The 25,724-nt window shown below is 46.5% G+C and carries 21 protein-coding genes; 8 read left to right on the forward strand and 13 right to left on the reverse strand.

From position 1 onward, the window contains the following. Positions 1-198 precede the first annotated feature (198 nt). Genes PPA03S_RS31280 through PPA03S_RS31295 form a run of 4 tightly spaced genes read left to right on the forward strand, consistent with a single transcriptional unit; the run spans position 199 to position 4,594 of the window. Positions 199-1,086, forward strand: coding sequence for a DUF8171 family membrane protein (locus tag PPA03S_RS31280; RefSeq protein WP_062329933.1), 888 nt, complete (start codon positions 199-201; stop codon positions 1,084-1,086). A 4-nt stretch (positions 1,087-1,090) separates the two neighbouring features. Beyond that, on the forward strand, positions 1,091-2,971 hold the full coding sequence (locus PPA03S_RS31285; RefSeq protein WP_062329952.1) for an ABC transporter ATP-binding protein: 1,881 nt from the start codon (positions 1,091-1,093) through the stop codon (positions 2,969-2,971). After that, positions 2,946-3,773 carry an energy-coupling factor transporter transmembrane component T family protein gene (locus tag PPA03S_RS31290; protein ID WP_062329934.1) on the forward strand — a complete coding sequence of 276 codons (828 nt, stop codon included), beginning with the start codon at positions 2,946-2,948 and terminating at the stop codon, positions 3,771-3,773. The genes PPA03S_RS31285 and PPA03S_RS31290 overlap by 26 nt, the downstream gene beginning before the upstream one ends. A 41-nt stretch (positions 3,774-3,814) precedes the next feature. Continuing rightward, positions 3,815-4,594, forward strand: coding sequence for a PHP domain-containing protein (locus tag PPA03S_RS31295; RefSeq protein ID WP_062329935.1), 780 nt, complete (start codon positions 3,815-3,817; stop codon positions 4,592-4,594). An 88-nt stretch (positions 4,595-4,682) separates the two neighbouring features. On the opposite strand, the gene PPA03S_RS31300 is transcribed toward PPA03S_RS31295, so the two are convergent. Continuing rightward, positions 4,683-5,126, reverse strand: coding sequence for a VOC family protein (locus PPA03S_RS31300; protein WP_062329936.1), 444 nt, complete (start codon positions 5,124-5,126; stop codon positions 4,683-4,685). 88 nt (positions 5,127-5,214) lie between these two features. Between PPA03S_RS31300 and PPA03S_RS31305 the strand changes: the two genes are divergently transcribed. After that, entirely contained in the window at positions 5,215-6,219 is a 1,005-nt protein-coding gene (locus PPA03S_RS31305; protein ID WP_062329937.1) for a helix-turn-helix transcriptional regulator, read from the forward strand. A gap of 88 nt (positions 6,220-6,307) precedes the next feature. Here the strand turns inward: PPA03S_RS31305 and PPA03S_RS31310 are convergent, their stop codons facing one another. Then, on the reverse strand, positions 6,308-7,501 hold the full coding sequence (locus PPA03S_RS31310) for an MFS transporter (RefSeq protein ID WP_062329938.1): 1,194 nt from the start codon (positions 7,499-7,501) through the stop codon (positions 6,308-6,310). A gap of 162 nt (positions 7,502-7,663) precedes the next feature. On the opposite strand from PPA03S_RS31310, the gene PPA03S_RS31315 reads away from it, so the two are divergent. After that, positions 7,664-8,545 carry a LysR family transcriptional regulator gene (locus PPA03S_RS31315; RefSeq protein ID WP_062329939.1) on the forward strand — a complete coding sequence of 294 codons (882 nt, stop codon included), beginning with the start codon at positions 7,664-7,666 and terminating at the stop codon, positions 8,543-8,545. Between the two features lie 23 nt (positions 8,546-8,568). Then, positions 8,569-9,243, forward strand: a complete 675-nt coding sequence (locus tag PPA03S_RS31320) for a VOC family protein (RefSeq protein ID WP_062329940.1) — start codon at positions 8,569-8,571, stop codon at positions 9,241-9,243. Positions 9,244-9,539: 296 nt separating this feature from the next. Here PPA03S_RS31320 and PPA03S_RS31325 read toward each other — a convergent pair whose 3' ends face one another. From PPA03S_RS31325 to ppc, 11 genes are all read right to left on the reverse strand, one after another. Continuing rightward, on the reverse strand, positions 9,540-10,715 hold the full coding sequence (locus PPA03S_RS31325) for an MFS transporter (RefSeq protein ID WP_062329941.1): 1,176 nt from the start codon (positions 10,713-10,715) through the stop codon (positions 9,540-9,542). 48 nt (positions 10,716-10,763) lie between these two features. After that, complete coding sequence (locus PPA03S_RS31330) at positions 10,764-11,561, reverse strand: dienelactone hydrolase family protein (RefSeq protein ID WP_062329942.1); 798 nt, start codon at positions 11,559-11,561, stop codon at positions 10,764-10,766. Between the two features lie 31 nt (positions 11,562-11,592). Beyond that, the gene (locus tag PPA03S_RS31335) at positions 11,593-12,459 is read right to left on the reverse strand and encodes an aldo/keto reductase (protein WP_062329943.1); all 867 of its coding nucleotides are present in this window, start codon (positions 12,457-12,459) and stop codon (positions 11,593-11,595) included. Positions 12,460-12,810: 351 nt separating this feature from the next. Then, positions 12,811-13,098 (reverse strand): winged helix-turn-helix domain-containing protein, encoded by a 288-nt coding sequence (locus PPA03S_RS31340; protein WP_062329944.1) that lies wholly within the window; start codon positions 13,096-13,098, stop codon positions 12,811-12,813. A 588-nt stretch (positions 13,099-13,686) separates the two neighbouring features. Beyond that, on the reverse strand, positions 13,687-15,519 hold the full coding sequence (glmS, locus tag PPA03S_RS31345) for a glutamine--fructose-6-phosphate transaminase (isomerizing) (protein WP_062329945.1): 1,833 nt from the start codon (positions 15,517-15,519) through the stop codon (positions 13,687-13,689). A 741-nt stretch (positions 15,520-16,260) separates the two neighbouring features. Then, positions 16,261-17,601 carry a phosphoglucosamine mutase gene (gene glmM, locus PPA03S_RS31350; RefSeq protein ID WP_062329946.1) on the reverse strand — a complete coding sequence of 447 codons (1,341 nt, stop codon included), beginning with the start codon at positions 17,599-17,601 and terminating at the stop codon, positions 16,261-16,263. Between the two features lie 68 nt (positions 17,602-17,669). Further along, entirely contained in the window at positions 17,670-19,160 is a 1,491-nt protein-coding gene (locus PPA03S_RS31355) for a CdaR family protein (RefSeq protein ID WP_062329947.1), read from the reverse strand. After that, positions 19,153-19,992 (reverse strand): diadenylate cyclase CdaA, encoded by an 840-nt coding sequence (gene cdaA / locus PPA03S_RS31360; protein ID WP_062329948.1) that lies wholly within the window; start codon positions 19,990-19,992, stop codon positions 19,153-19,155. Before cdaA ends, PPA03S_RS31355 begins: the two co-directional genes overlap by 8 nt. A 295-nt stretch (positions 19,993-20,287) precedes the next feature. Beyond that, the gene (locus tag PPA03S_RS31365; protein ID WP_062329949.1) at positions 20,288-20,902 is read right to left on the reverse strand and encodes a zf-HC2 domain-containing protein; all 615 of its coding nucleotides are present in this window, start codon (positions 20,900-20,902) and stop codon (positions 20,288-20,290) included. 134 nt (positions 20,903-21,036) lie between these two features. Continuing rightward, a complete protein-coding gene (sigW, locus tag PPA03S_RS31370; protein WP_017692117.1) occupies positions 21,037-21,603 on the reverse strand; it encodes an RNA polymerase sigma factor SigW in 567 nt (188 codons plus the stop codon). A 255-nt stretch (positions 21,604-21,858) separates the two neighbouring features. Beyond that, positions 21,859-24,651 (reverse strand): phosphoenolpyruvate carboxylase, encoded by a 2,793-nt coding sequence (ppc, locus tag PPA03S_RS31375; protein WP_062329950.1) that lies wholly within the window; start codon positions 24,649-24,651, stop codon positions 21,859-21,861. 574 nt (positions 24,652-25,225) lie between these two features. Between ppc and PPA03S_RS31380 the strand changes: the two genes are divergently transcribed. After that, positions 25,226-25,522, forward strand: a complete 297-nt coding sequence (locus tag PPA03S_RS31380) for a WGxxGxxG family protein (RefSeq protein ID WP_062329951.1) — start codon at positions 25,226-25,228, stop codon at positions 25,520-25,522. Positions 25,523-25,724: the final 202 nt, after the last annotated feature.

The raw sequence follows: 25,724 nt of genomic DNA on the forward strand, positions 1-25,724 counted from the left end.
AGTTCAATTTAAATAGCTCTGCACTCAGTATATCAGTTGAGAGAATAAGAAGTGGGTTATGTATGTAATATTTTTTTCATTATTTTTATAATATGTAATAAAAATTACATTTGATTTACAAATGTCTTCTTTCCCGTTAATACTCTGCCCCTAGACTGTGGCTATGATGATCACCAACTTTCAGGGAGGTATGTATCGATGAAGAAGATGACTGAGCGTTACACGCTGACGTCTTCACAGAAAATGATGGTGTTTGTGCTTTCCATGTCACTGTACGGCTTGTCCAACATGTTCACAGAGCTTATTCCCAAGCTCCAGCTTGGACCGATTGAATTGTCTGTTGAATACTTTGCCTTCATTCCGCTGACACTTTGCATTTTGTTCCACCCCATGATTGCTGCCCTTGGTGCGGCTCTTGGTGAAGTGATTTTTGGTGAGTTGATGCTGGGGCAATTCGGCGGACTGGGCGAACTGGAGAAATTCATTACCTTTTCCTTTGCAATGTATGTAGCAGGACGTATGGTCAGTGATCCTCGCAATCGCAGACAGGTCGGAATTGCAGCCATGACCGGAGTCGTCATTCATCAGTTCCTCAGTTCACTGGTGGATATCGGTAAAGTGTGGATTGGTGTGGAGCAGCTGGAGGCGGTTCCTGGCCTTGCGGAAAGCGTTGTGCTGATCGAAGGGGTTGGTTTCCTGAATGACGTGTTATTCTCGGGTATCCTGTTCGCCCTGCTGCCTACGCTATATCTCGTTCCTCTGCTCTATGGCAAAATTGAACCGCTGCTCGGCATCAAACCTCGTAATCCAGGCATGAAATATGAAGGCATCGGCTTTTTCCGTCCGAAACTGATCCTGATTGGTGTACTGCTGCTCGCGCTGGCCTTTGGTGCAGAATCCCTGTCCGAGATGGACATTAACTTCGCAGTATGGGAGACAGACTATGCAGATCAATATGGTTCGGCTTCAATCTGGATTAGTATCGGGGCTGCTGCATTGGTTGCCGTGGTGACTTTACTGATTATGCGAGCGAAACGGAGCAAAAACAAAACGCTGCCAGGGACGGAGAACCGCCCTTATGCATAATGAAATGTCTTCATCTTTATCTGCTTCTGTTTCCACATTGGATTCCGCCATTTCCATTCAAAATGTCATCTTTACGTATCCTGGCTCGGAAGAGCCTGTTCTGAACGGAGCTTCGCTTGAGCTCTCACGCGGCAGTTTTACAGCCATTATCGGGGGCAACGGGTGCGGCAAATCAACGCTATGCAAATTGTTCAATGGCCTCATTCCCCAATTCTACACAGGGGACTTCTCCGGTGAAGTCCATGTGCTTGGCATGCCTGCAGAAGGCCGAAGTGTTGCAGACCTGTCCAGAAAGATCGGCTACGTCTATCAGGATTTCGATAACCAGCTCGTGCGGCCCACCGTTTTGGACGAGGCATGCTTTGCACCACTCAATTACGGACTGTCCAACTATCGGGAGCTCGGTGAACGCGCATTGGCCATGTGTGGTCTGGATGCCATTCATAACCGGTACATCTGGGAATTGAGTGGAGGGCAGAAACATCTGCTTGCTCTGGCGGGAGCTCTGTCGCTCGACCCGGATATCCTGATCGTGGATGAACCTGTCTCGCAGCTTGACCCGCAGCATGCAAGACTGATCTACGAGTGCCTTTCGAGATTGAATACGGAATATGGCAAGACGATAATTGTCATCGAACACCATACTGAATTTATCGCCGACTTTTGCGCCGACGTGGTACTGATGGACAAAGGCCGGGTCTTGTGGAATCTTCCTGTTAGTGAAGGTTTGAATCGCATTGCGGATCTGGAACGCCTCGGCATTCAACCTCCTGAGGTGACACGGGCAGCTATCCAGGCTGCCGAGTTATGGCAGGGTGAAAAAGAAAATGAGGATTCTTCAGGTTCACGACAACCTTTGCCGATCACGGTGCAAGAAGCAGCGGTTTATTTTGCCGAGCATTACTCGTTCATCCCATCCGGTTCTCTGCAAAATGAACATTCATCCTATTCGACCTTGGTACGCGACGTTTCTAACCAAATTGCACATACAAGGCGTCCACTGCCTGCCTCGGCTGCTGAACCATTGATTCCTATAGTACAATTTCATCAGACTAGGCTGCGTTACAGAGGACTGGGCAAAAAAGAACATGAAGTCATTCGTGGTATTAATATTTCACTCCATGAAGGAGAACGGATTGCCTTGATTGGTAACAATGGCGCCGGCAAATCCTCCTTGTTAAAGCTCATGGCTGGCATCAGTCTGCCCCAGGAAGGCAGTGTCAGCGTTCTGGGTGAAGTCACCCACCGTTCCTCTTTGGAGCAGCTGGCGGGTAAGGTTGCTTATATTTTTCAGAACTCTTCCGAAATGTTTATTGAGGACAGTGTCCACAAAGAGGTTGCCTATTTCCTGAAAAACCGTCGCATCCCGGAAGCTGACCAGCAGATTGCACATGTACTGGAGCGTTTCCGGCTTACTCCACTGCAAGAGCGGGATGCCCGACTTCTCAGTGGTGGACAACAGCGGCGTGTCACACTTGCCATCGGTGCAGCCATGAAACCTACACTCATGCTGCTGGATGAACCCACCGCCAATCTGGACCTCGCCACTCGCGAAGAACTGATCGGTGTGCTGGATGAGCTGGATCAGCATGTGCGAACAACCGTTATTGCCACGCATGACATGCAGCTGGTTACCCAATGGGCCAGTCGCGTTATCGTGCTTCACAATGGCCAGGTGGAAGCAGACGGCACACCTGCCGACGTGTTTGCAGATGAATCCCTTCTGCGCCGCTCCGGACTTGCGCTTACCCAGATCATGGAGCTCTCCCGCCGGATGTGCCTACCGGCACTTTCACCGACAACCGAAGCTTTTGTTGGTAGCTTGTTGAATCAATCACTCACCAAGGAGGATATGCATCATGCAGCTTGTCCGCAACTGGTTTGACAAAATATCCATTGAACGCATTCAGCTTGAGCTGATGAATACTGTATATGGCAGCGGGCATGCCAGCCTGTCGCGGATTGATCCCCGTGCCATGCTGATCTGGTATCTCTTTTTTGCCATCGTGCCCTGGTTTGTTCATAACGGGACTGTTCTGCTTGGCATGTTTCTGTTGATGGTGACGACCACCATCCTGTCCAGAGCCGCTCCCTTTATCATTATCATTCTCTGTCTGGGGTTGGTCGGTCAGGTTGGATGGATGTTTATCATCTCGCTGTTCTTCGGTGGCAACCTGGAATCTGCATTCCCCCTGCTGCTGCTTACCCTGAAGTTGTCGATCGTTTCGCTGGCGAGTATCACCGTCTTTTCGGGCATGGACCCGGAACGCATCGGCGATGGGTTGCTTGCACTCGGCATGCCTGCGACGTTTTCTTTCAGCCTCTCCTATGCTTACCGCATATTGCCGGTGCTGTTCGGTGAATTCCGCAACATTATGCTGTCCTACAGACTACGAGGGCAGGTTCCCTCCCGGCATGGATGGCTCTATTGGCGGCTCGTTGTCTATTATATGAAGCTTTTCGTTGTGTCCTTCTTCCCGCTCATGCTGGCTACCGCCAAGCGTTCCCGCACAACCGTGGAAGCACTGGAGACACGCGGTTTCTCGTACGGCATGAAACATCCCGAGTCCAGACGCCTGAAGCTGGCCCATCTGAAGATCACCTCACGTGACCTCGGATTTCTCGCCGGATCGGCAATCTATGTTGCACTGCTGTTCTGGCTCGGCGGGCATTACGAAATACTGTAATTCAACTCATTAATCATTCATGGAATAAAGGAGTGTTTTCTATGCGCATTGATCTTCATACACACGGCAAATTATCCAAAAACTCTGATTTCTCAGTCGATTACTTCACCGAAATGGTCAACGAGGCCAAAGCCAGCGGGCTCGAGGCTCTCGCGCTTACCGAACATTTTAACACCCGCAACTTCTACGAGGTCTATGAGACGCTGGATCGTCTCTATCCTTACAACGGAGATTACTACGATGCAGATGGACTGCGCATTTTTCCTGGCATGGAAGTGGATATTCAGGAGACAGGACATATTTTACTGGTGGGTCAAAAAGAACATATCCTTGCCGTCCGCAGCGGCCTGGAACCCTATACAGCCAAAGGTTTATTCATTCCTTTTGCCGAACTGCTCGATATGGCCGAAGCCTGGCCTTTGCTCAAAATTGGCGCACACCCTTTCCGCGAGTCTACCCCGCTGTATCAGCTGGACCGTGATTTGTTGGGACGTTTGGACGCTTTTGATCTGAACGCAAAGGATATGTACCAATACGGCATTGAGACGTGCCGCGGCCAGGTTGAACCATTCGCCCAGTCCCTCGGCAAACCCGTCACTGCCGGAAGCGACACTCACCAGTGCCTGCAATACGGCAGTGTATTCAATGTGCTGGATCGACCATGTGCATCGGTTGCCGAGCTCAAAGAACAGATTCTCGCTGGTACGTACAGCATCGAAATATCCAATGATCTTCCTCTCCGTGTCAAAGCCTCCGTCATGCTGAAGAAAGTGATGAAACGTCTTGCCAAGCTGGAAGCTGCCCGTTTGCAGGCAGTTTAGAGGAAACATCCACTGTATAGAATTCAAAATGAGCCCGAAGGATAAGATGTACATCCTCCAGGCTCATGACGGATTCATTTTTACTTAATTAAAAATCATGCACTGTCACACAAAGCTGAATCACGATTCCGAACGGATCACGAACAATTCCATACCCCGGACTAAACTCGTTTTGCTCATAAGGCACCAGCACCGTAACCTGCTCATGCTGTACCAGCGAATGATACAGCTCCGTCATCGTACGTCTATCTTTCGATTGAATGCATAATGACGTACTGTTTCCCAACTGCCACGGCCGACCCGTATCCATTTCTTCCTCAGCAATCATCAATTTGTTTACCCCGATCTGGAGTACCGAATGTGTAATATAATCATCCTGCCCTGCAGGATACTCAAACCCCGGATTCATTTCCTTCATCTCTTTATAATTTTTTTTGAACAACACATTAGCCCCCAGGTACTTTTCATAAAAAGCAATGGCTGCCGCAGCGTCTCCATTCATCGACAGAAACGGGATCACTTCAAAATTCATCTGTATTGCCTCCTTCGTTTGATTGGATTACACTGTTTACTATAACGATAAAAGGTGCCAATCCATGGCACCATTGAGAGGTTCTTTTATGAAAAAATCAGAACGCATGAACCAGATGCTCCGCTTTATCAATCAAAGACAGCACTTTACCCTGCAAGATCTCATGCAGGAGTTTCAGATATCCAAGAGAACCGCATTAAGAGACATTGCGTCATTGGAAGAAATCGGTGCACCCATTTATGCCGAGTATGGACGTTATGGTGGGTATCGTTTGCTTCAGCAAATGCAGCTGCCGCCCATTTCGTTTAATACAGGTGAGCTTCATGCCCTCTACTTTGCGATGCAGGCATTGCGCAGCTTTACCAATCTGCCCTTCCAGGTCTCTTTTCGTTCCATTCATGAGAAATTTATTAGTGCCCTATCTGAGAATCAAAGACAGGATATCGAGCAGATCCAGCATCGGGTCTCTTTCCGGCACACCGAGCAAATAAGGGATAGTGAGCATCTGGAGTTTCTATTGATGGCGGCTGTTCAGAATGAAGTGATCCAGATTACGTATCCATATCGTCACCGCAGCAGTAGTAGTAGCAGTAATCCAGATAACAGCTCCACTCCCGACACACTCAAGGACATACCCAAGCTTAGCATACGCACGATTCAGCCCATCGCCCTCTATGCCATGAAAGGCTACTGGTATTGCCAGGCCTATGATCTGCATAAACAGGCGTACCGTGTGTTCCGATGTGACCGAATCACCTCATGCGAGACAACAGACATCGAACCTGTAAAACATATCAATGAACTCAATCTACAGGATGCCCACTCATTATGGAAACCCTCAGCAGACGCCATCCCATTCAAATGTCTGATCAACGAAGCCGGGGTTGAGCTGTTTCAGCAAGAACATTTTCCATCGATGCAGCTCATTAACGAATCTGGAGAGATGACTCTTGTTGGTTCGTATGAATCCCATGAGCTTGAGTTCATCATTCGCTATCTCGCAACCTTCGGCAAGTCTATCAAGATCATGGAGCCCAACGCCTTAAAGGAATCCTTACGACAGCACTATCTGGATTTACTCAACGATGTTTAACATATGGCCACAAACTTGGGTATCCGTTTTGTTGCTCTTAATTCGTAGTGTATTGGACCACTATCGCACATCGTCTCATCTTTTTTCTTCAAGCTCTGGACTCTGATTTATCATGAACGGCTGGAGAGCTTTTTTTATTGCCTATCGACAACTGAACTATGATTTGCAGCACGATAATTATAGCCAGACCATAGAACGCTTGGACAAAGCTGCCCGTGGTATCGTGGAGCCAGCCGATCGCCAGTGGTCCGAGCGCGCCCAGAATGTAACCGCCCGATTGGGTCATGGCTGACCAAGTGCTGGCTTCCTGAGCATTATTTGTCTCATCAATGGGCAGCATCAGAGCGATCGGAAACAGTCCCCCGGCACCAATGCCGAGTGGGATCGCGGCCAGCCAAGGACTAACGGACAGGTTCAGCATTAAGACTCCTATCAACTCCATTAACGCACATCCAACAAGCCAGAATACACGTCTTTGGTAACGATGAACGAGCATTGGAATGAATAACGTAGATGGCAATGAAATCAACGTAAATAACGTTTGGATGGTTCCGGCAGTCTCTTTCGTATATCCCAGGCTCTGGATCGCAGGCGCAAGCCATGCAGTCAATGAATAAAAGATCGCTGCCATCAGTCCGAAGAACAATGTCAGTACCCATGCTCGCATATTTTTCACTGGAAGAGCTTCAACGTTCACAGCTGAAATCCGCCCCGACTGTCGATCTTTTCGTGCTGACAAGACTAATTTCATCCAGATCGGCAAAGCAATGACGGCGAGCAATGCCCACATCGCTAACGATCCCCTCCACGAACCCCCCAGGAGATTTTGAAGGGGAACCGATAATCCAACACTAATGCTGGCCCCCACCACCATTGCTGTAGAGTAGAGCCCCACCATGGCAGCAACTCGCGTAGGAAAATACTGCTTGATAAAGCTGGACAACAGCGGCCCGGCTAATGCAATCCCTACTCCGGATAGAAATGAAGTAAACATCATCAGAGGGGTTGTACCCACAAACAACCGCAATGTCGTACCTATTCCAATGAGAATTAAAGCCAAAACGATCGCGCCCTCATTCCCCCACCTCCTGCTCAGCTTTACGGAAAATGGAGCGAATATACCCATACATAATACGGGAAGCGTAGTTAACAAACTTGCGGTAATTCCGCTAATACCCAGATCACTTTGTATCGTACTCATTAGTGGCGAAATGGATGTAATGGGTGGTCGCAAATTCAATGAAGCCAAAATAAGCGCCAGGATGATACAAAACAGTTTCACTATGGATCACCTCATGTAATTTTATAGGATTGCATTCACATACGGATCCGAGATGTTGATCTTTTTGTGATGTAGGACTAGTATAGAAGCATAACAATGATTGAACAATATAATAGTTTCTATTGAAATGATTATAAAAACCAATGATAGGAGGAGATGGAGATGGAAATTCGCCAAATGGAGAACTTCATTGTTGTCTGTGAGGAACTCCATTTCACACGTGCAGCAGACAAAATCGGTATTTCTCAACCTACTTTAAGTCAGCAGATTCGAGCGTTGGAAGATGAACTCGGCGTTCCCCTGTTCGACCGGGTAGGCAAAAAAATTGTGATGACCCAAGCGGGAACGCTGTTCCTGGAGCATTGTGTGCAAATGGTTCGCCACCTGCAGAATACCCAGGATGCCTTAGCAGAATTCCGCAATGATGAGCGGGGCAGACTGGTGATTGGTCTTCTCCCATCCGATCTGGACTACCGTATCACTCCATTGCTGGTTGATTTTCATACCCGATTTCCCAAGGTAAAATTGAAGGTTGTCTCTTCGATTTACGTCATAAATCAAGTTCTGGATAACGAAGTAGACATCGGAATCGAGCTAACTTCTCCTCCTGATGACCGACTTATCCGCATTCCTTTGTGCCGTGAAGAATATGTACTTGTCGTCTCCGAGAACCACGCTTGGGCTGAACGAAAGGAAATTGGAATCAAGGAGCTGCGGGATATCCAGACGGTGATGTTCCCGGAAGGGTACACAGGCAGAGAGCTCGTTGATGGCTATTGCCGCAAATATGGCTTCACCCTAAATACCATCATGGAGACGAGCTCGGCAACCTCTATTATTAGGCTGGTCAAAGCTAACGTTGGCGGAACCTTGCTGCCATATCCACTGATTAAAGCAATGAATGAACCAACACTGCGCTGCATTCGTATTACGGACGACGCTCCTTACCGTCACTTTGAGATCATTCATCGGTCCGACCGTTACCTGACCCAATCTGCCAAGGCATTTATTGAGAAAACCATTGAATATTTTAATCAAGGATGAGTCCAGAAAGAGAGGGATTGGAAATGAAAATAAGAGAGGTTGGCTTGCTCACACATCAAATGAAGGCGATGAAACAATTCTATGGTACGTCAATGGAGTTGAAGCTAGAGGATGAGAATACATCATCCGTGTCTTTCCGCGTTGGAGATTCGATCCTTTGCCTTCAGGAGGCTTCTGGTCAGGAAAATCCCTTCTATCATGTCGCACTTACGATTCCAACGAATAAACTCGCCGACGCCAAAAAGTGGCTCCATGATCGTAACGTTCCATTGCTTTCCAAGGATGATAAAGACGAATTCTATTTCCCCTACTGGGATGCAACTGCCATCTATTTCTATGACCCGAGCGGTAATTTGATGGAGTTCATCGCTCACCATTCGTTGGATAATGCAGTCGAAGAAACCTTTGACTCGGGGCAGCTGCTATGCATTAGCGAGATCGGCCTGCCTGTCGATGATGTACCTGATACGATAAACAAAATGAACGGCCAGTATCACCTTGTACCGTTTGCCGGAGACGGGAAACAATTTGCTCCCATCGGTGACGCAGAAGGCATGTTTATTGTCATTGACAAAGCGATGCCCTGGTTCCCCGACGGACGCAAGCCCGGGGTATTTGCCACTGAGGTAAAGGTGGAAACTGGGATAAATGGAAGCGATCAGTTCCAGAATGGTCTGTACTCTATTGTTTCGAATTAAATCGAGAGTCATCTGCTGTGATTCCCCCTATATTCAACTGAAAATTTTTGCTTACTTATCACAGAGGATAATGCTTTTATATTTAGATGGTCTGGACACAGATAATTTGATTATTTGTGAATAGCAAAAGGGGCCTGATGGCTGTATGTCATCAGGCCCCTTTACTTAAATATTATGATTTAACATCATTGTCAGGTGTAAAAATCTCGGAACAGTCTGGAACCACCGAAGATACTATTAAAAAAGGTGGGAATCATTTTGCTAACTTATTTCACCCCTGTTCCCTCATGCCCCTTTCATCGTTTAGATTTAAACCCGTATTTTTTCGCTTTCCATGCGACGAACATAGCCAAAATTAACAAAACAAATCCTACCCACGGGAATGAAGACATCCCTGCCGTATTCAGTAATATTCCACCTGCGGCACCACCACAAGCAATAGCAAAATTCCATGTGGTTGAGCTTAACGACAACGCGATATCTACGGCCTGATCATCCACAGCTTCAGCAATTGCAGTCTGTAAGAGTGATGCTGCACCACCGAATACAAATCCCCACAGAATGATAGCTACATAGATGCCAATCGGTAAGTTGCTACTGATACTAAATAGAAGGGTAACTAAAATAAATGCTATTAAACTCCCAATTACTAAAGGACGTAAGTAACGATCAATTAACCTACCTATTAAAAAGGTACTCACGATCGAAGCAATACCATATATGAGCAATATGAATTCGATATGATTGAAGCCTACAGAAGCTAGCAATGGAGAAATATAGGTATAGAGTATATTGTGAGCTGTCATCCAAGCCAAAACGACAAACAATACGGAACGTACTCCAGGTGTTCTGAAAACACTCCAAACCGAAACTGAACTTTTATCAGACTGCCCTGGAAAATCAGGTAATTTCCATAAAATCCATCCTATTAGAATAGCGGCGACCAAGGACACAACTCCAAATAAACTGCGCCAACCAATAAAAGAACTAAGAAATGTTCCAAGAGGCAAACCAAAGGTCAATGCAATGGGGATACCCATCATAGCGATAGACACGGCACGGCCTTTTAATTTCTCTGGTACCATACGTCTGGCATAGCCTGTAAGCATTCCCCATACAACGCCTGCAGCTACACCTGCAAATAAGCGAGCAACCAGAGTTAATATAAAGACAGATGATATGGCCGTGATCGTGTTAAAAATCAAGAACGTGCAAACGGTCAACAATAGAAGCGACCGCCGTCCCCAATTTCGAGTTGCCGTGATGATGGGGACAGCTCCAACGACCGAACCAATCGCATAAACAGTGGTCAATTGACCAGCCATACTTTGTGAAACACCGAGCCCTTGGCTTAGTTGAGGCAGCAATCCGGCTGGTAGTATCTCCGATAACAACGCTAGAAAACCCGTCATTGCCAAAGCCAGAAGTCCCGCTAATGGAAGACGATTGGCGGCATTTGCATTTGTGTTCATTTTTTCCTCCTGAGTACTGTTTTTTAAACGAATGTCCGCTTAAACCACTTATTGCTGCTCTAGACGAATTGAATCGGTTGCATCCAGCTTTTCGGCGAACCAGGATAACGTGCGATGCCATGCATCCTGAGCTGCTAAAGGATGATAGCTCTGCCGTTCATTACAGAAGAAACCGTGATCGGCTTCCGGATAATAGTAAATGGCATGCTCGATGTCAGCTATTTCCAATGCTTGATCTACATGCTCGACGACTCCCTTGGGAATCCCTCGATCCATTCCTCCAAAGAAGCCGAGGACAGGCACCTTGATCCGGTTCGTTCTGTTCACGGGCGCAACCGGAAATGGAGGAGTTTGAGCTGTCAGTCCTCCACCGTAATATACGACGGACGTTTTGATCCTGTCGGAGAAATGGCTGGCAGTTAGATAGGAGAGCATGCCTCCCATACAGTAGCCGATGACACCCACTCTTGTTTCGTCTGCACCTTCCAAATCGAAAATATAGTCCAGGACAGCCTGGAGGTCACCCATTGTTCTCTCCTCTGTCATTGGCTCCCGAGCCTGGGCAGTTGCCGGATATTCCGTATAGCCGAAGGTTTGCCACACTCCCGTACGATAGTACAAATCGGGTGACACGACGACATACCCTTCTGCGGCAAAACGACGGCAAACATCCTGAATATGGCTGTTCACGCCAAAGGCCTCTTGAATTAAAAGAATGACTGGGAGATTCATTTTTGAAACTCCTTTCGGTCTGACGATGAACAAAGGAAGCTCTGCAGGAGAGCCGTCGGTGGTATCCCGCTTGGTGAAAACTTTTTCTGTTTCTACTTCAGTAGGTAATAGCATGAACAACTCACTCCTTTTTTCGGTGAATCCTTTACTTTAATAGTGAAAGGGTATTGAAATCTTCGTCGCTGAGCGTAATACTGGCTGCCTCGATATTTTCCTCCAAATGCGATAGGGTCGAAGTCCCCGGAATCGGCAGCATCACTGGTGAACGTTGTAACAGCCAGGCAAGCGCCAGTTGAGCAGGCTTCACTTTCAGTCGTACGGCCATTTCATCAAGCGGACTTCCTTCACGCGCAAGTGTACCCGTCGCCAGCGGAAACCAGGGAATGAAGACGATGCCGTTCTTTTCTGCATATTCGAGCACTGGCTCCGAATCACGTTTCACTAGGTTATACAAGTTTTGCACGGAAGCGATCGGTGTGATTTTCTCCGCTGCTCTCAACTGATCCACCGTGACTTCGCTGAGACCGATATGCCGAATTTTCCCTTCTTCCTTCAGAAGTGCAAGCTCTCCAAGCTGTTCTTCGAGCGGTACTTTAGGATCGATTCGGTGCAGCTGCATGAGATCGATACGTTCAAGACCCAGATGACGCAAGCTCAGTTCGACCTGTTGACGTATGTATTCTGGACGCCCAACCGGGAGCCATTCGTCCGGTCCCGGACGCGTGAGGCCAGCTTTTGTGGCGATCACAAGATCTTCGTTGTATGGATGAAGAGCCTGTTTGATCAATCGCTCGGAGACGAAGGGTCCATAGGAATCGGCGGTATCGATGAATGTGACGCCAAGCTCTACCGATCGCTGCAGAACACGCAGGGCTCCCTCCGGATCGGCGGGATCACCCCATACTCCTGGGCCTGTCAATTGCATGGTCCCATAGCCTAATCGGTTAACCTGAAGATCTTTTCCTATTTTTATGTTGCCGGAAGCGGCTGCCGTAATTTGTTGCTCTGACATTTCAATTCCTCCTTTTTTTAAGATCTTCTTCATCTTGGATAGTACGGTTTCTTGCAAGATCCGGAAAACCCTATCAATACTGCCATCCGAGACTCCTGCTATTAACCTCCGAAAATCATCCATACTCCGTTGATGTGCCAGAGCAGATTAAATTTGCTCCAACGATCTCACAACACTTAGATACTTGTCAAAGTATCTCATTGAGATTTATTTTTGTCAAGTTGTTCGATCAAATATAATTTGATTAACAATGTATCGCATGCAGACGCGCTCAAACGAACGCAAAAACCCCCTCATGGAACATGAGGGGGCCCAGACGAATATTTAAATTGAATTCAATCGGCGTGTTCTTCAATTCGCATCAATTTCCGAGAGTCTATCCAAATAGGTGCGAAGAGTATCGGATTGCAGAACAAGATTTTTAAATTTGCCTTCGCGTATGACATGGATTAACCCTGCCGTCTCCAATTCTTTAATATGGTGAGACATGGTCGGTGCACTTACGTTATGGTTATTTTGAAGTACACTGCAGGCAAGGGGAGCTTTCGAAGCGCCGATTTCTTTAAGCATCTGGTAACGTCTCGGCTCGGCAAGAGCGCGGGAAATTAACGTAAACTGATGATCTGATAATTCAGTCATGAAAGCTTCGCTCCTTTCTTGGATTTCGTCTGCTGAAAGATTAACACAATTATAGCACATTTCAAACTTCCCAAAACAATCGCTGGCGGTTTCTGTACGCTTGAGGGCGAGACGAGGCAATCTGGTAACGCAGCGATTCGGTTTGCACAAAATTATACATGCACGTAGGCCTGGCCGCACGGCTGAGCATCTTGATAGCATCTTGATGCGCCAAACTCATTACACCGCGCGCCAGGAGATGCACGTGGTGCCAAAAAAGGTGGTTTAGTTGGTTTCCAAAACTAGTTGCTTACGCAGGGAAGTCCGAATACGTCTATCCGCTCCCCTACAGTTTAAAAGTCATCCCCTATTTAAAAATACAGAAAGTCCTGTTGACTTAAAGTCAACAGGACAAATAATCTTATCAGAAATTATTTAGTTACTAGGTAGCAGCAATATTTGATTGATTTATCAACCAAAATGTTAACGTTCACAGTAAATAAACAATTAATACGAGCACAATAGTAAGAATAAAAAAGTCCCGATGACATATTAAATATCATCGGGACTATACTTTCTTTCATTTTTCAGTGATTAAAAATTAATCCCTTACTCTACCGTTACGCTTTTCGCCAGGTTACGTGGTTTATCCACATCGTGACCCAGTGCCAGGGAAGCGTAGTATGCAAGCAATTGCAATGCTACAACGGAAAGAGCCGGGCTGAGCAATGGCAGCGTCTTAGGAATCGCAAACGCTTGGTCTACGGATTTGAGCAAAGGTGCTACATGCTCTTCGTACGTAATTGCCAGTACGTCTGCACCACGTGCTTTCACTTCTTTAATGTTGCTCACTGTTTTCTCCAGAACGTTCTCCTGTGTTGCCAAAGCAATAACAGGGATACCGTCCTCGATCAATGCCAGCGTGCCGTGTTTCAACTCACCCGCAGCATACGCTTCGGAGTGAATATAAGAGATCTCTTTCAGCTTCAACGAACCTTCCTGCGCTACCGCATAATCCAGTCCACGGCCAATAAAGAAGAGATGTTGATGTTTGGAGATTTGCTCTGCATATCCTTTGATCGCATCTGCTTGCTCCAGCATGGATTCCACTTGTTCAGGCAATGCTTGCATTGCTGCGAGCGTGTGTGCAATCTCTTCTGCTGTTTGTGTACCACGAACTTGTGCAAGGTACAGACCCAGCAGGTTGAACGCGATCAATTGTGAAGTGTACGCTTTAGTGGAAGCTACAGCGATTTCCGGCCCAGCAAGTGTAGCAATTACATCGTCCGCATCACGTGCAATGGAGCTGCCTACAACGTTAGTGATGGCAAGTACATGTGCTCCATTCGACTGTGCTTCACGCAGTGCAGCAAGGGTATCAGCCGTTTCACCAGATTGGCTCACCACAATCACAAGTGTATCTTTGCTTACGATCGGAGAACGATAGCGGTACTCGGAAGCAACATCAGTTTCTACCGGAATACGTACCAATTGCTCGATCACCGTACGTCCAACCAGACCTGCATGGTATGCTGTACCACAAGCAATGATTTGAACGTTACGGATATTTTTAATTTGCTCTTCTGTCATTTTCAACTCAGGAAGTTGAACTTTTTTGCCTTCATTATCGATGCGACCCAGCATTGTATCACGGTATGCTTTTGGTTGCTCATGAATTTCTTTCAGCATGAAGTGCTCGAATCCGCCTTTTTCTGCGGTTACAGCATCCCAATCGACATGAATCATTTCCCGAGAAATAAAGTTGCCTTCAATCGTCATCAATTCGACAGCATCATGTGTCAAAACAGCCATTTCACCGTCATTCAGAATGTACACATTACGTGTATGTTCCAGAATAGCCGGGATGTCGGAACCGATAAAGTTCTCACCTTCACCAATACCGATAATCAGCGGGCTTGCTTGACGCACAGCCACCAGTTTCTCAGGCTCATACTCTGTCAGAACACCCAGTGCGAACGCTCCGCGCATCAATGTGATCACTTTTTGCACAGCTTTAACGATATCACCATCGTATTCACGTGCAATCAGGTGGGAGATGACTTCAGTATCAGTCTCGGATGTGAATGTGTGGCCTTGAGCGATCAGTTCGTCTTTCAGATCCAGATAGTTCTCGATAATTCCGTTGTGAACAACAGAGAACTTTTGGCTCTCATCCGTGTGTGGATGGGAATTCTCATCTGATGGTTTACCATGAGTAGCCCAGCGAGTGTGTCCGATTCCGGCATTACCTACCAGTGGAGCACCATCCAGTTTGGCTTCAAGGTTCGCAAGACGTCCCAGGGCTTTGGAGATTTGCAGACCTTCCGGTGTAAATACCGCAATACCTGCAGAATCATAACCACGATACTCAAGCTTTTTCAGTCCTTCGATCAATACCGATTGAGTGTTCTTATTACCAATATATCCAACAATACCGCACATAGTTTAGTTCCTCCGATTGTATATGAATACTGCGTCACGAAGAGAAACAGGCTGGCACGGCATATCGAAAAAATGAAAATGATTGCCTAACGTATCATGAAAACTTTCAATTATTCAATTATCAATGATCAGAGCAGCCTCTTGCCGCCCCGCAGTCATAAGCTGTTATTAGATGCAATCATGAATGTACATCATTTTCCCGTCCGCGCACTGTACACGCTCTTCGCGCACATTCATTTGAATTTTAGTTGACTCTTGCACCTACCGGCGCGTTGTGTGGACAGTCACCCATCCATTTTCCGCAATCCGGTTTACGGCTCTGGTGCATCACCGGGAGGTCCCCGCCGAACAATCCGAACACCCCCACCTCGTCAGCTTGATTGCCGTCGATTATTGCTCAGTAGCATCTTAAGCTTCAAGATTCATACTGGTCAAAATCCTTCCCGCGCAACTTCAAGCTCTGGCGCTTGTGTAACTAGTACCTTACGATCCTCACTTTCTGTGTCTGAATGACGACTCCACTCATTATATGCACGTCACGTTCATTTTGCAATGGAGCAAAGTACCTGTGACAATTTCGGCATATTTACCCACAATCCCGACCGAATTAACAGACCTATGGTCTCACTAGGCCGGGACGTAGGAATATGGATTTGTATGGCATAAACCCTGTTAGATTAAACCTTATAAGACAGTGATTCCCTTGAAATAACCGGGTTTGGAAGGCCTATTGATCAGGTCCTATACCAGTTCTTTTTGCACAACATCCGCAATTTGAGACACGAATTGTTCAAGTTCATCCTTATCTGGTCCTTCCGCCATAACACGGATCAGGGATTCTGTACCGGACGCACGAACAAGTACACGTCCATTATCGCCCAGTTGCTGCTCTACTGTAGCAATCGCTTGCTCAATCGCAGAATTGCCCTCATATTTGCTCTTATCTTCAACACGCACGTTCACCAAAACTTGTGGGTACTGAGTCATCATTGCTTTCAATTCACTCAGCTTTTTACCGGAAGCTTTTAGCGTATCCACGAGTTGAATGGCCGTCAGCATGCCATCTCCAGTGGTATTGTAATCCAGGAAAATAACATGACCGGACTGCTCTCCTCCCAGGTTGTAACCGCCACGACGCATTTCCTCCATCACATAACGATCACCCACTGCGGTTTTGGCAGTTTTCAATGCGAGCTTCTCGGTTGCTTTGTAGAATCCAATGTTACTCATTACGGTGGAAACTACAGTACTGTCTTTCAGCTTGCCTGCACGATTCATCGCATCACCACAGATACACAGAATAAAGTCACCATCGACCTCTGCACCTGTCTCATCAATTGCAATCAGGCGGTCCGCATCACCGTCAAAAGCAAGGCCCAGATCCGCTTTATGTTTCAGCACCTCTTGTTTCAAATGCTCCGGGTGAGTTGATCCGCATTGCTCATTGATATTCAGGCCGGTAGGCTCCGCGCCAATCGCAATGACTTCTGCACCAAGTTCAGTGAACAATTTGGGTGCCAGCTCATAAGCTGCTCCATTAGCACAGTCGAGAACAATTTTGAGTCCTGAGAACGATTCATTTACCGTTGTCTTCAAGAAATTCAAATAACGGAAACGGGATTCATCATCCGTCGTTACAGTACCCAAACCACCACCAACAGGACGAGGCAGTTGATCCGTTTCAGCATCCATCAATTCTTCGATCCGGTTCTCGGTTTCATCCGAAAGCTTGAATCCATCACCACCAAAGAACTTGATTCCATTATCCTCAACCGGATTGTGAGAAGCCGAGATCATTACCCCTGCATCTGCCTTCAGCAGACGACTAATATAAGCCACTCCAGGTGTAGATACAACACCCAGACGAATCACATCAGCGCCAATGGAGAGCAGACCTGCAACCAGTGCGGATTCCAGCATCAGTCCCGAGATTCGGGTATCCATACCGATAACCACTTTGGGTCTTTCCACACCACCTGCAAGCACATAACCACCACAACGCCCGATGCTGTAAGCCAGCTCCGCCGTTAATTCTTTATTGGCAACACCTCTTACACCGTCTGTACCAAAATATTTCCCCATGATCTAACTCCTTCTATTCGCATCATATAAGAGCATAAACATTATTTTTAAATTTCTGATCTGAACATTTACGGGTTCGAGCCACTACTGCTGCTCCCGCTGTTATTGTTATTTGTATTCCCTCGATTGGTTGCATTACCTTGTTGGCTCTGCTCCTGATTGTCCGTATTCGATTCGGTTTCCTCTTCATCAGGAACAGGTTCCGTATCCCCATTCTCAACCTCTGCAGGTGAAGGCTCAGGCCCTACCGTCCCTTCATCATTCGGGTCCTCTCCGGGGGCTACCGTCGTATCTTCAGCTTTTTCGCTAATTTTGACAGTAGCACTCAGACCTTTTGATGAATCATCAAGTTTGGCAAAACGCGGCAAGTCCGCTTCAAGTTTCACTTCATGTGTTCCTGCCACGAGTCCGGCAAGATCGGCGGTCAGCTTGATATCATCACTATTCAGACCCTCAAGCATACTTGATGAACCTTTGAGCGTGATATTTAGACCACCGCTTTTGGGAGTAACCAGTGTACCTTCCAGTCCATTCTCAACGCCCGTAAGCGTAATGGGAACGTTGGGAAAGACTCTGGTCGTCTCCTCAAGCTCATCGTAAGGCGATACCGTCACCTTGAGCTGAATCGAACTAGGCTCGATTTTCTCAAAACCGGAAGGCGGCGTCAAGTCCACGTTAACTGTCGAGGTACCTGCCTCATCGAACTGGGTCAGATCAAGGGTTACTTGGTCGTAGGCCTGTATACCCGCAAGTGCATCGTCCGTTCCGTAAACCAAGACTTCTTTCACGCTTGGCTCAACCGTGGAGAGCACCAGTCCCTCCGGCAGCTGTCCTGAATATTTGATTCTTAAGGGTATAGTTGTATAGGGCTGATTAACCGGAATGCGGACTTCCACCGTTTCTGGCGTAACAATCGCATTTTCGATAACTTTGCCTTCGGCATCATAAGCCTGTAACTTCACTTTCTTCTGCGTCACATCATCCTTCGCATCCTTCACACTCACACGGCCCTGAACCTTCTCTACAGCATCAAGTTGCCCTTCAGGCAGAGTTACCTTAACTGGACCTGAAGGTTCGGCAACGGGCGTCCCAAGGCTGTATCCGGCGGATGGTTCTCCTTCGGGTACAATATTCACGTCAAAAGATTTGGTGCCCAATTTTTCCACGTTGACTGTCACCATGGAAGGCTCCATGCTGACCACCTCAACGCCTGAAGGCAAATCAGGTACTAGAGGTAACGTATTGGACCCATCTTTCACCTGACTGAGGTCAACCAGCACTTTATAATCATCATTTGTAAAGATGGAAGTTAACATAGATCGCTGCCCTTTGATCTCCAGACGCACTTCATCCGTGCTGAGCGACGTCAGTACATAGGAGTTGCTATCGAGCCCATAGGGCTGAACAGGAACCGTTCGCTCCACAACCTTATTCGTTGTCCCGGTCGAGATTGTTGGTGTAGTTGGTACTTCATCCAGATGTATCATGAACCAAAGCAGCAAACTCACCGCAAGGGCTAAAATTTTTGCGAAATTATTATTGTTAAACCATTTATCCATTTTTACGTCCCCCCTTCCGTTTCCAGAAGGTAGCCCAACCATTCTTTTTATTCAAATTGGATGTTGGACGCAGCTCCTCGTACAGTTTGGCAATCAGTGACTCTTCTTTAATATCGCGTACGACTTGTCCATTCATCGCGAGCGACACTTGACCTGTCTCCTCCGAGACGACCAGACAGATTGCATCTGCCACTTCGGTAATCCCGATTGCTGCACGGTGGCGCGTTCCCAGCTCCTTGCTGATAAACGGATTTTCGGACAGAGGCAAATAACAGGCTGCAGCCGAAATCTGTTTGCCTTGTATAATGACGGCTCCATCATGGAGCGGTGTATTCGGAATAAATATGTTAATCATCAGCTCTGAGCTGACCAGTGATTGCATCTGGATCCCGGACTCCGTGTAATCATTCAGACCCGTTTCCCGTTCGAATACAACTAATGCACCGATTTTTCTTCGAGACAAATAATTCACAGACTTAATAATCTCACCTATTAACACGGTTAATTCTTCATCACTCGCTGCGGTCGTGCGCCCAAACAACTTGCCACGCCCCAATTGCTCCAGACCACGACGCAGCTCCGGCTGAAAGATAATAAAGACCGCAACGACACCAAACGTAAACATCTGGTTCATTAACCATTTGAGCGTATAGAGGTTTAACCACGTACTTAATGCCCAAATCACCACAAGGAACAGAATGCCCTTAAGGAGCTGAACTGCACGGGTCCCCCGCACCAGTAAAATCAGCTTGTACATAATATAAGTAACGATCAATATATCGATAACGTCCTTAATGGACTCTTTCCACGTTAAGTCAGCAAAATAGTTCATAAGCCAGCCCCCGCTATCCCCATTGATGAGTAAACCCTGATCACATATTAACCCTTTAGGATTTTAAATAATCCTTTATCTTAGCATCACCAAATGCTTGTCTATATGTAGTAGTATGTTCTCTTTAGTATCTAGGTTATAACGTTCACGTTCAGGTTGCAAGTTGCGGGAGTCACAAACTGCGCAGAAACGACTCATATTCCATAAATTACAAACCCATGGGATAAAAAAAGAGTACCCCCAGCAATCTGGAGGTACCCTGCTTGGTATATACCCTTGAAGAATTCACCCTATTTTAGCGGTAAGCCACTTCATTTACCATATTGGTTATTTTGTACCAGAACCAGTCCAGCGCCTGATCAATGCTTTTTACCTGACCGGAAATATGGGCCGTTGAAGCCTGATATAACTGTCCGTCGATAACCGTCAGATTGCCATTTACATCACCGTATACCTGAGCGGTTCCATTCTCTATCGTAAGATCGCCAGCAATTGACTTGCCTTCTGGAACAATAACTGTGTTTCCTTCAATCACGATCTGGTCCAGGTTATTTCCCTTAACGACCATTTCATTATTCTGGTTCCAGAAATTCCAGGCGCTAAAGAGCATCACGACCAAAAAGAAGGCTGCCGCCGTCAGCGCGGGATGTCCTTTGACCCATTTGAGCCATACTTGCTGTCTCTTGGGCTGGGGCAGAGCATTCATAATTCGATTGGTCAGCTCATCCGAGGCAGACGGTGAATAGTGTTTCATGGCAAAGAGTAGCATTTCCGTCTGTTCCAACTCTTTAAAGCGCATGCGGCAATCCGGACAGGTCACAAGGTGACTTTTCAGTTCAACCTTCTGGGCTGGGGACAACGACTCATCCAAACATTCATGCATTAAAGAGACGGCCGAGTTGCAATCCATATGAGAGCCAATCCTTTCTTCAATCACTTAGTCCCTGCATCATCAAAAAGCATGCATAAGACTTGCATACATTACATACGTATCCGTTTCGGATATGTTTCAAATAATTTCGCCCAAAATCAGGACGTTTCACTTTATAACTTATACTCCAGTTTTTTACGTAAAAAATCACGGCCCCGATGAACACGAGTCTTAATCGTTGTTACGGGCATACCTGTCACATCACTGATTTCCTGCAGCGACAAGTCCTGTAAATATCTCAAAATCATGACTGATTTATACTTGGCCGGCAAACTGTCAATGGCTTCCCGGATAAGTGTCTGTGTCTCTGACAGAAGCGCTTCACTCTCTGGTGTACGATCATCACTCGGAAGCATTGCGTAACCGTCAGATCCTTCCTGATCATTCAGCTCCGCATCCAGTGAGTACGATGGTTTCTTCCGCCGTAGGCGGTCAATACAGAGATTGGTTGCGATCCGGTAAATCCATGTTGAAAACTTTTGGTTCGGATCATACTTCTCCATATTGCGAAACACACGCAAAAACGTCTCCTGCACAACGTCTTCAGCCTCATGACGGTTGTTCAGCATCCGATATGCCAGATGAAACAGCTTGTCCTTGTATAATTCAACGATTTCTGCAAAGGCCCGCTGGTCACCCTTAAGTACCAGCTTAACCAGCCTATTTTCCAAATTGTCCACCCTTATTCCCCCAGACATGCTGATGGGTCTTCCGCCTTCTGATACCCGTCCACACTTGTAATTCACCAATCAAATCGTAAATCAACTTTGGTCAAAAATCAAGACTGTGCCGGAAAATATCCGCCAAAAACAGTAAAAACGGGAACTCCAAAGGAGTCCCGTTTCATCTCTCACTCCAATGGAGGAGAGAATTAAGCTTTTTGCTATCTATATGGCTGGAAGATTCAATTCATTCATTATTAATCAGCTTAACAATCAACCCGTATTCCGAAGTCCTGCAGCAATGCCATTAATCGTCAGCAGCACTTCACGCAGCAACTCAGTATCATCTTCCCCGCGCTCACGCATATCCCTTAGCTCGCTTAGAATTTGGACTTGCATGTAGGACAATGGATCAACATAAGGATTCCGTAGTCGAATTGACTCTTGAATTACCGGTACGTCATCCAGAATTTCGGCTTCTCCGGTAATTTTCAAAATAAGCTCTTTCGTCAGCTTAAATTCGGATTCAATCTGACCATAGATGCGGTCACGCGCTTCCTTGTTGGAGGTCATAGCCGAGTATTCCTTGGCAATAACCAGATCTGCTTTGGCCACAGCCATCTGCACCGTATCAATCAGCGTACGGAAGAATGGGAAGTTTCCATACATTTCTTTCAGGACAACCAGATTTTCTTCTTTATCCTGATAGTAACTTTGCAGCCCCGTTCCTGCCGCATACCATGCGGGAAGCAAATAACGACTTTGGGTCCAGGCAAACACCCAAGGGATTGCTCTTAGATCCTCGAACTTGTCGCTGTTTTTCCGTTTGGATGGTCGTGAACCAATATTAAGCTCACCAACCTCAGGCAGCGGTGTCGATTCCTTGAAGAAGGTAAAGAAATCCGGATCACGGAAAATCAGATCCTGATATTTCGTCAGAGACACTTCTGAAATCTCTTTGATAATGCTGTCCCAATGACGCTCCGATACCGACTCTTGCGGCTCGAGACCGTTCAAGGCAGCTGTGATCAAAGCCGATGTAGCCTGCTCCAGACTCCGATACGCTATTCCCTGTAAGGAATAACGGGAAGAAATAACCTCACCCTGCTCTGTAATCTTGATTCCTCCGCCAATGGTATGTGGTGGTTGAGCAAGAATACTGCGATTGAGCGGCATACCTCCACGTCCCAGCGCCCCACCACGTCCATGGAAGAACTTCAACTTAACGCCATGTTCATTACCAACAGCGGTAATGGCATTCATCGCTACGCGCAATTCCCAGTTGGCTGTAACTACCCCGCCATCCTTGTTGCTGTCGGAGTATCCCAACATAATTTCATGCAATTCATTCCGTCCGCTCACACTTGCGCGGTATACCGGAAGGTTAAACAGCTTTTGCATAATATCGGAAGCGGCGTGAAGATCATCAATCGTTTCAAACAGTGGAACTGCTTGAAGCGTAGACACCACTTCACCGTTATGTCCTTTGCGGAATAGGCCCACTTCTTTGGCAAATACCATGACTTCCAGCAAATCACTTGCCCCCTGCGTCATACTGATCAGGTAACTTGTGATACACCCAGTTCCGAATTCAGATTGAGCTCGCTTGATCGTACGGAATACGTCCAAACACTCTTTAGTCCCCTCCGTGTATTGATGATAAGGGGAAGTAAGTGGACGAGGGTCGTCCAGCAAACGAGCGAGCAAATCGATTTTGCCATCTTCCGTCAGACGAGCATAATCTTCTACGATGTTCATCTTGGCCAAAATCTCCGACATGGCATTTTCGTGCTCTTTGCTGTGCTGACGTACATCCAATGCAGCCGTGTGGAAACCGAACAACTCCACTTGACGAATCATTTTGCGAATGGTCGTATCCGCTACATAGTCAGCAAAGTGATGACGAAGGCTACGATCGATAATCATCAGATCATCCATCAGTCCTTGCGCGCTGTCATAGCGGTCAGGCTGTCCTACTTTGTTCTCATCCAAAACATTGTTCAGCTTGGCAATCATATATGCCAATTTGATCCGATATGGCTCTTTTTCATTCCGCCACATATCCACTTTTTTCAACGTTACACAACTACGGTCCTGCTCAATGGACTGCACAAGCTCATCCGATACGTGGATGATATTCGTACTGAAGCTGAGATGTCCCATAAGTTCAATCATAATCCGCTGATACTCACGCAAAGCGAGCTTACGCTGCATCAACAGTGTCTGCCATGTTACATCTGAAGTTACCGAAGGATTTCCATCCCGGTCTCCACCGATCCAGGAACCGAACCGCAAATACGTCGGCACATGCCAGTCATGGTCAGGATAAAATTTATTCAGGCAGCGTTCAAGCTCCTGGTATACATCCGGAAGTACATGGAATAACGTTTCATGAAAGTAATACATCCCGTTCCGCACTTCATCAAGTACAGTCGGTTTACGGTCACGAAGCTCATCGGTCTGCCAAAGTGTAATGACTTCGTTCAGCAGCTTCTCCCGTAACTGTTCACGTTCACGCAATGTCAGCGTAGGATTATCAAGCAGCATGACATCTTCGGATATCCGTTTGTGGATGTCCAGTATAACCCGACGCATAGCCTCGGTTGGATGAGCTGTCATAACCAATTCCAGAGACAAATCCTCTAGAATATCCTCTACTTCTGTATGAGACAGTCCGCGTTCCTTCAGATCCTGTACTGCTTTTTCAATCGATCCTGGCTGTACAGCGTTCCCTGCAGAACGTTCATAATCCCGTTTACGCCGGATCCGATGGTTTTGTTCAGCAATATTAACTAATTGAAAATAAATCGCGAAAGCCCGAATAACCTGATGGCGATTTTCCGAGTCTAATTCCTGGATCATCGTTTTGAATTCTGCATAGAGTTCTGGCAAGAACTCAGCTCGCAACGATTTGCTCGTTTCCCGAATCTTCTCAACGATATCTAGAAGCTCCGTGCCTCCTTGATGGACAAGAACCTCTCCGAGTATATTGCCCAGGAACCGCACGTCTCGCCGAAGCAGGTTGTTGGATTGGCTTTTGCTGGCGGTTACCATAGTTTCAGTCATGCTTATCCTCCCATCTGATCGTTCCATTCGTACACGCAAATTTGACACCTTCATAACATCATACAATAAAATGGTACGAAAATCTTTATTTTTCTACTAGTAAAAATGGGGATTAACCCCGATTTACAGCACAAAAACACGCTTTATTATTCATTTTCTTGTTCTGCTTCGATCAATGGTCAAATGCTGTTGCTTGATACCTTTTTCACGTACTACTCCTAATATAAAATCCACATACCTATTCCCTATTTCTTATAAATATACAGTCATCCGGTATGATTGATTTTTGAATAGAGTCGTGTCTAGACGCATTTCCAATGCTACAAACCATACGAAACATACAGAAACATGACCGGCAAAGCAAGCTTTTGTATACTTTACCACAGTGACGTAATAAATTAAAGATTAATTTGTAATTTTCTTTTCTCGAAAATGATGCTTATTTTAGAATTTCTTATATGCGTTGTAAGACCGCAATAATAAAAGGGATAACTTTACATCATATCTCTACATAATATTCTTTTGCAATTGGGCAGATTAAAGGATAGTTCAAACATATAAGGAGGGCTAACAAATGATGAAAAAAAGTACTACTTTTATTGCTTCCATGCTTTTGGTGGCTGCATTGGCAGGGCCAGCTGCTGCTCAGGGCCACACGACGAAAGGAATGGAGCCTAACGCTAACGGTACACATATGAACACGTACCAAAACAGCAACTACACGAACGGTGATTACCGTACCAACAACGTTCGTACAAATGCCGCTACAACAGATCGTGACAATGGAATGGACTGGGGCTGGCTCGGTTTGCTGGGTCTACTTGGATTAGCTGGCATGCGCAGAAAAGTAACCGATCATAACGATCGTTAATTGAGACCACAAGGCATACCAATCAATTGCTGTTTATAAGCACTTTCTTGCAAGTTAACCAAAGAGCCGAGACCTCTTATCACTGAATGAAAGGGGGTCTCGGCTCTTTGACATGTTCTATACACAACCTTATTATCTGTATGCAAAAAATAAAAATAAGGAAAAGCCTCTGCATTTGCAAAGGCTTTTCAATACAACATGT

It is taken from the genome of Paenibacillus pabuli NBRC 13638 (assembly GCF_001514495.1).
Lineage (GTDB): Bacteria > Bacillota > Bacilli > Paenibacillales > Paenibacillaceae > Paenibacillus > Paenibacillus pabuli.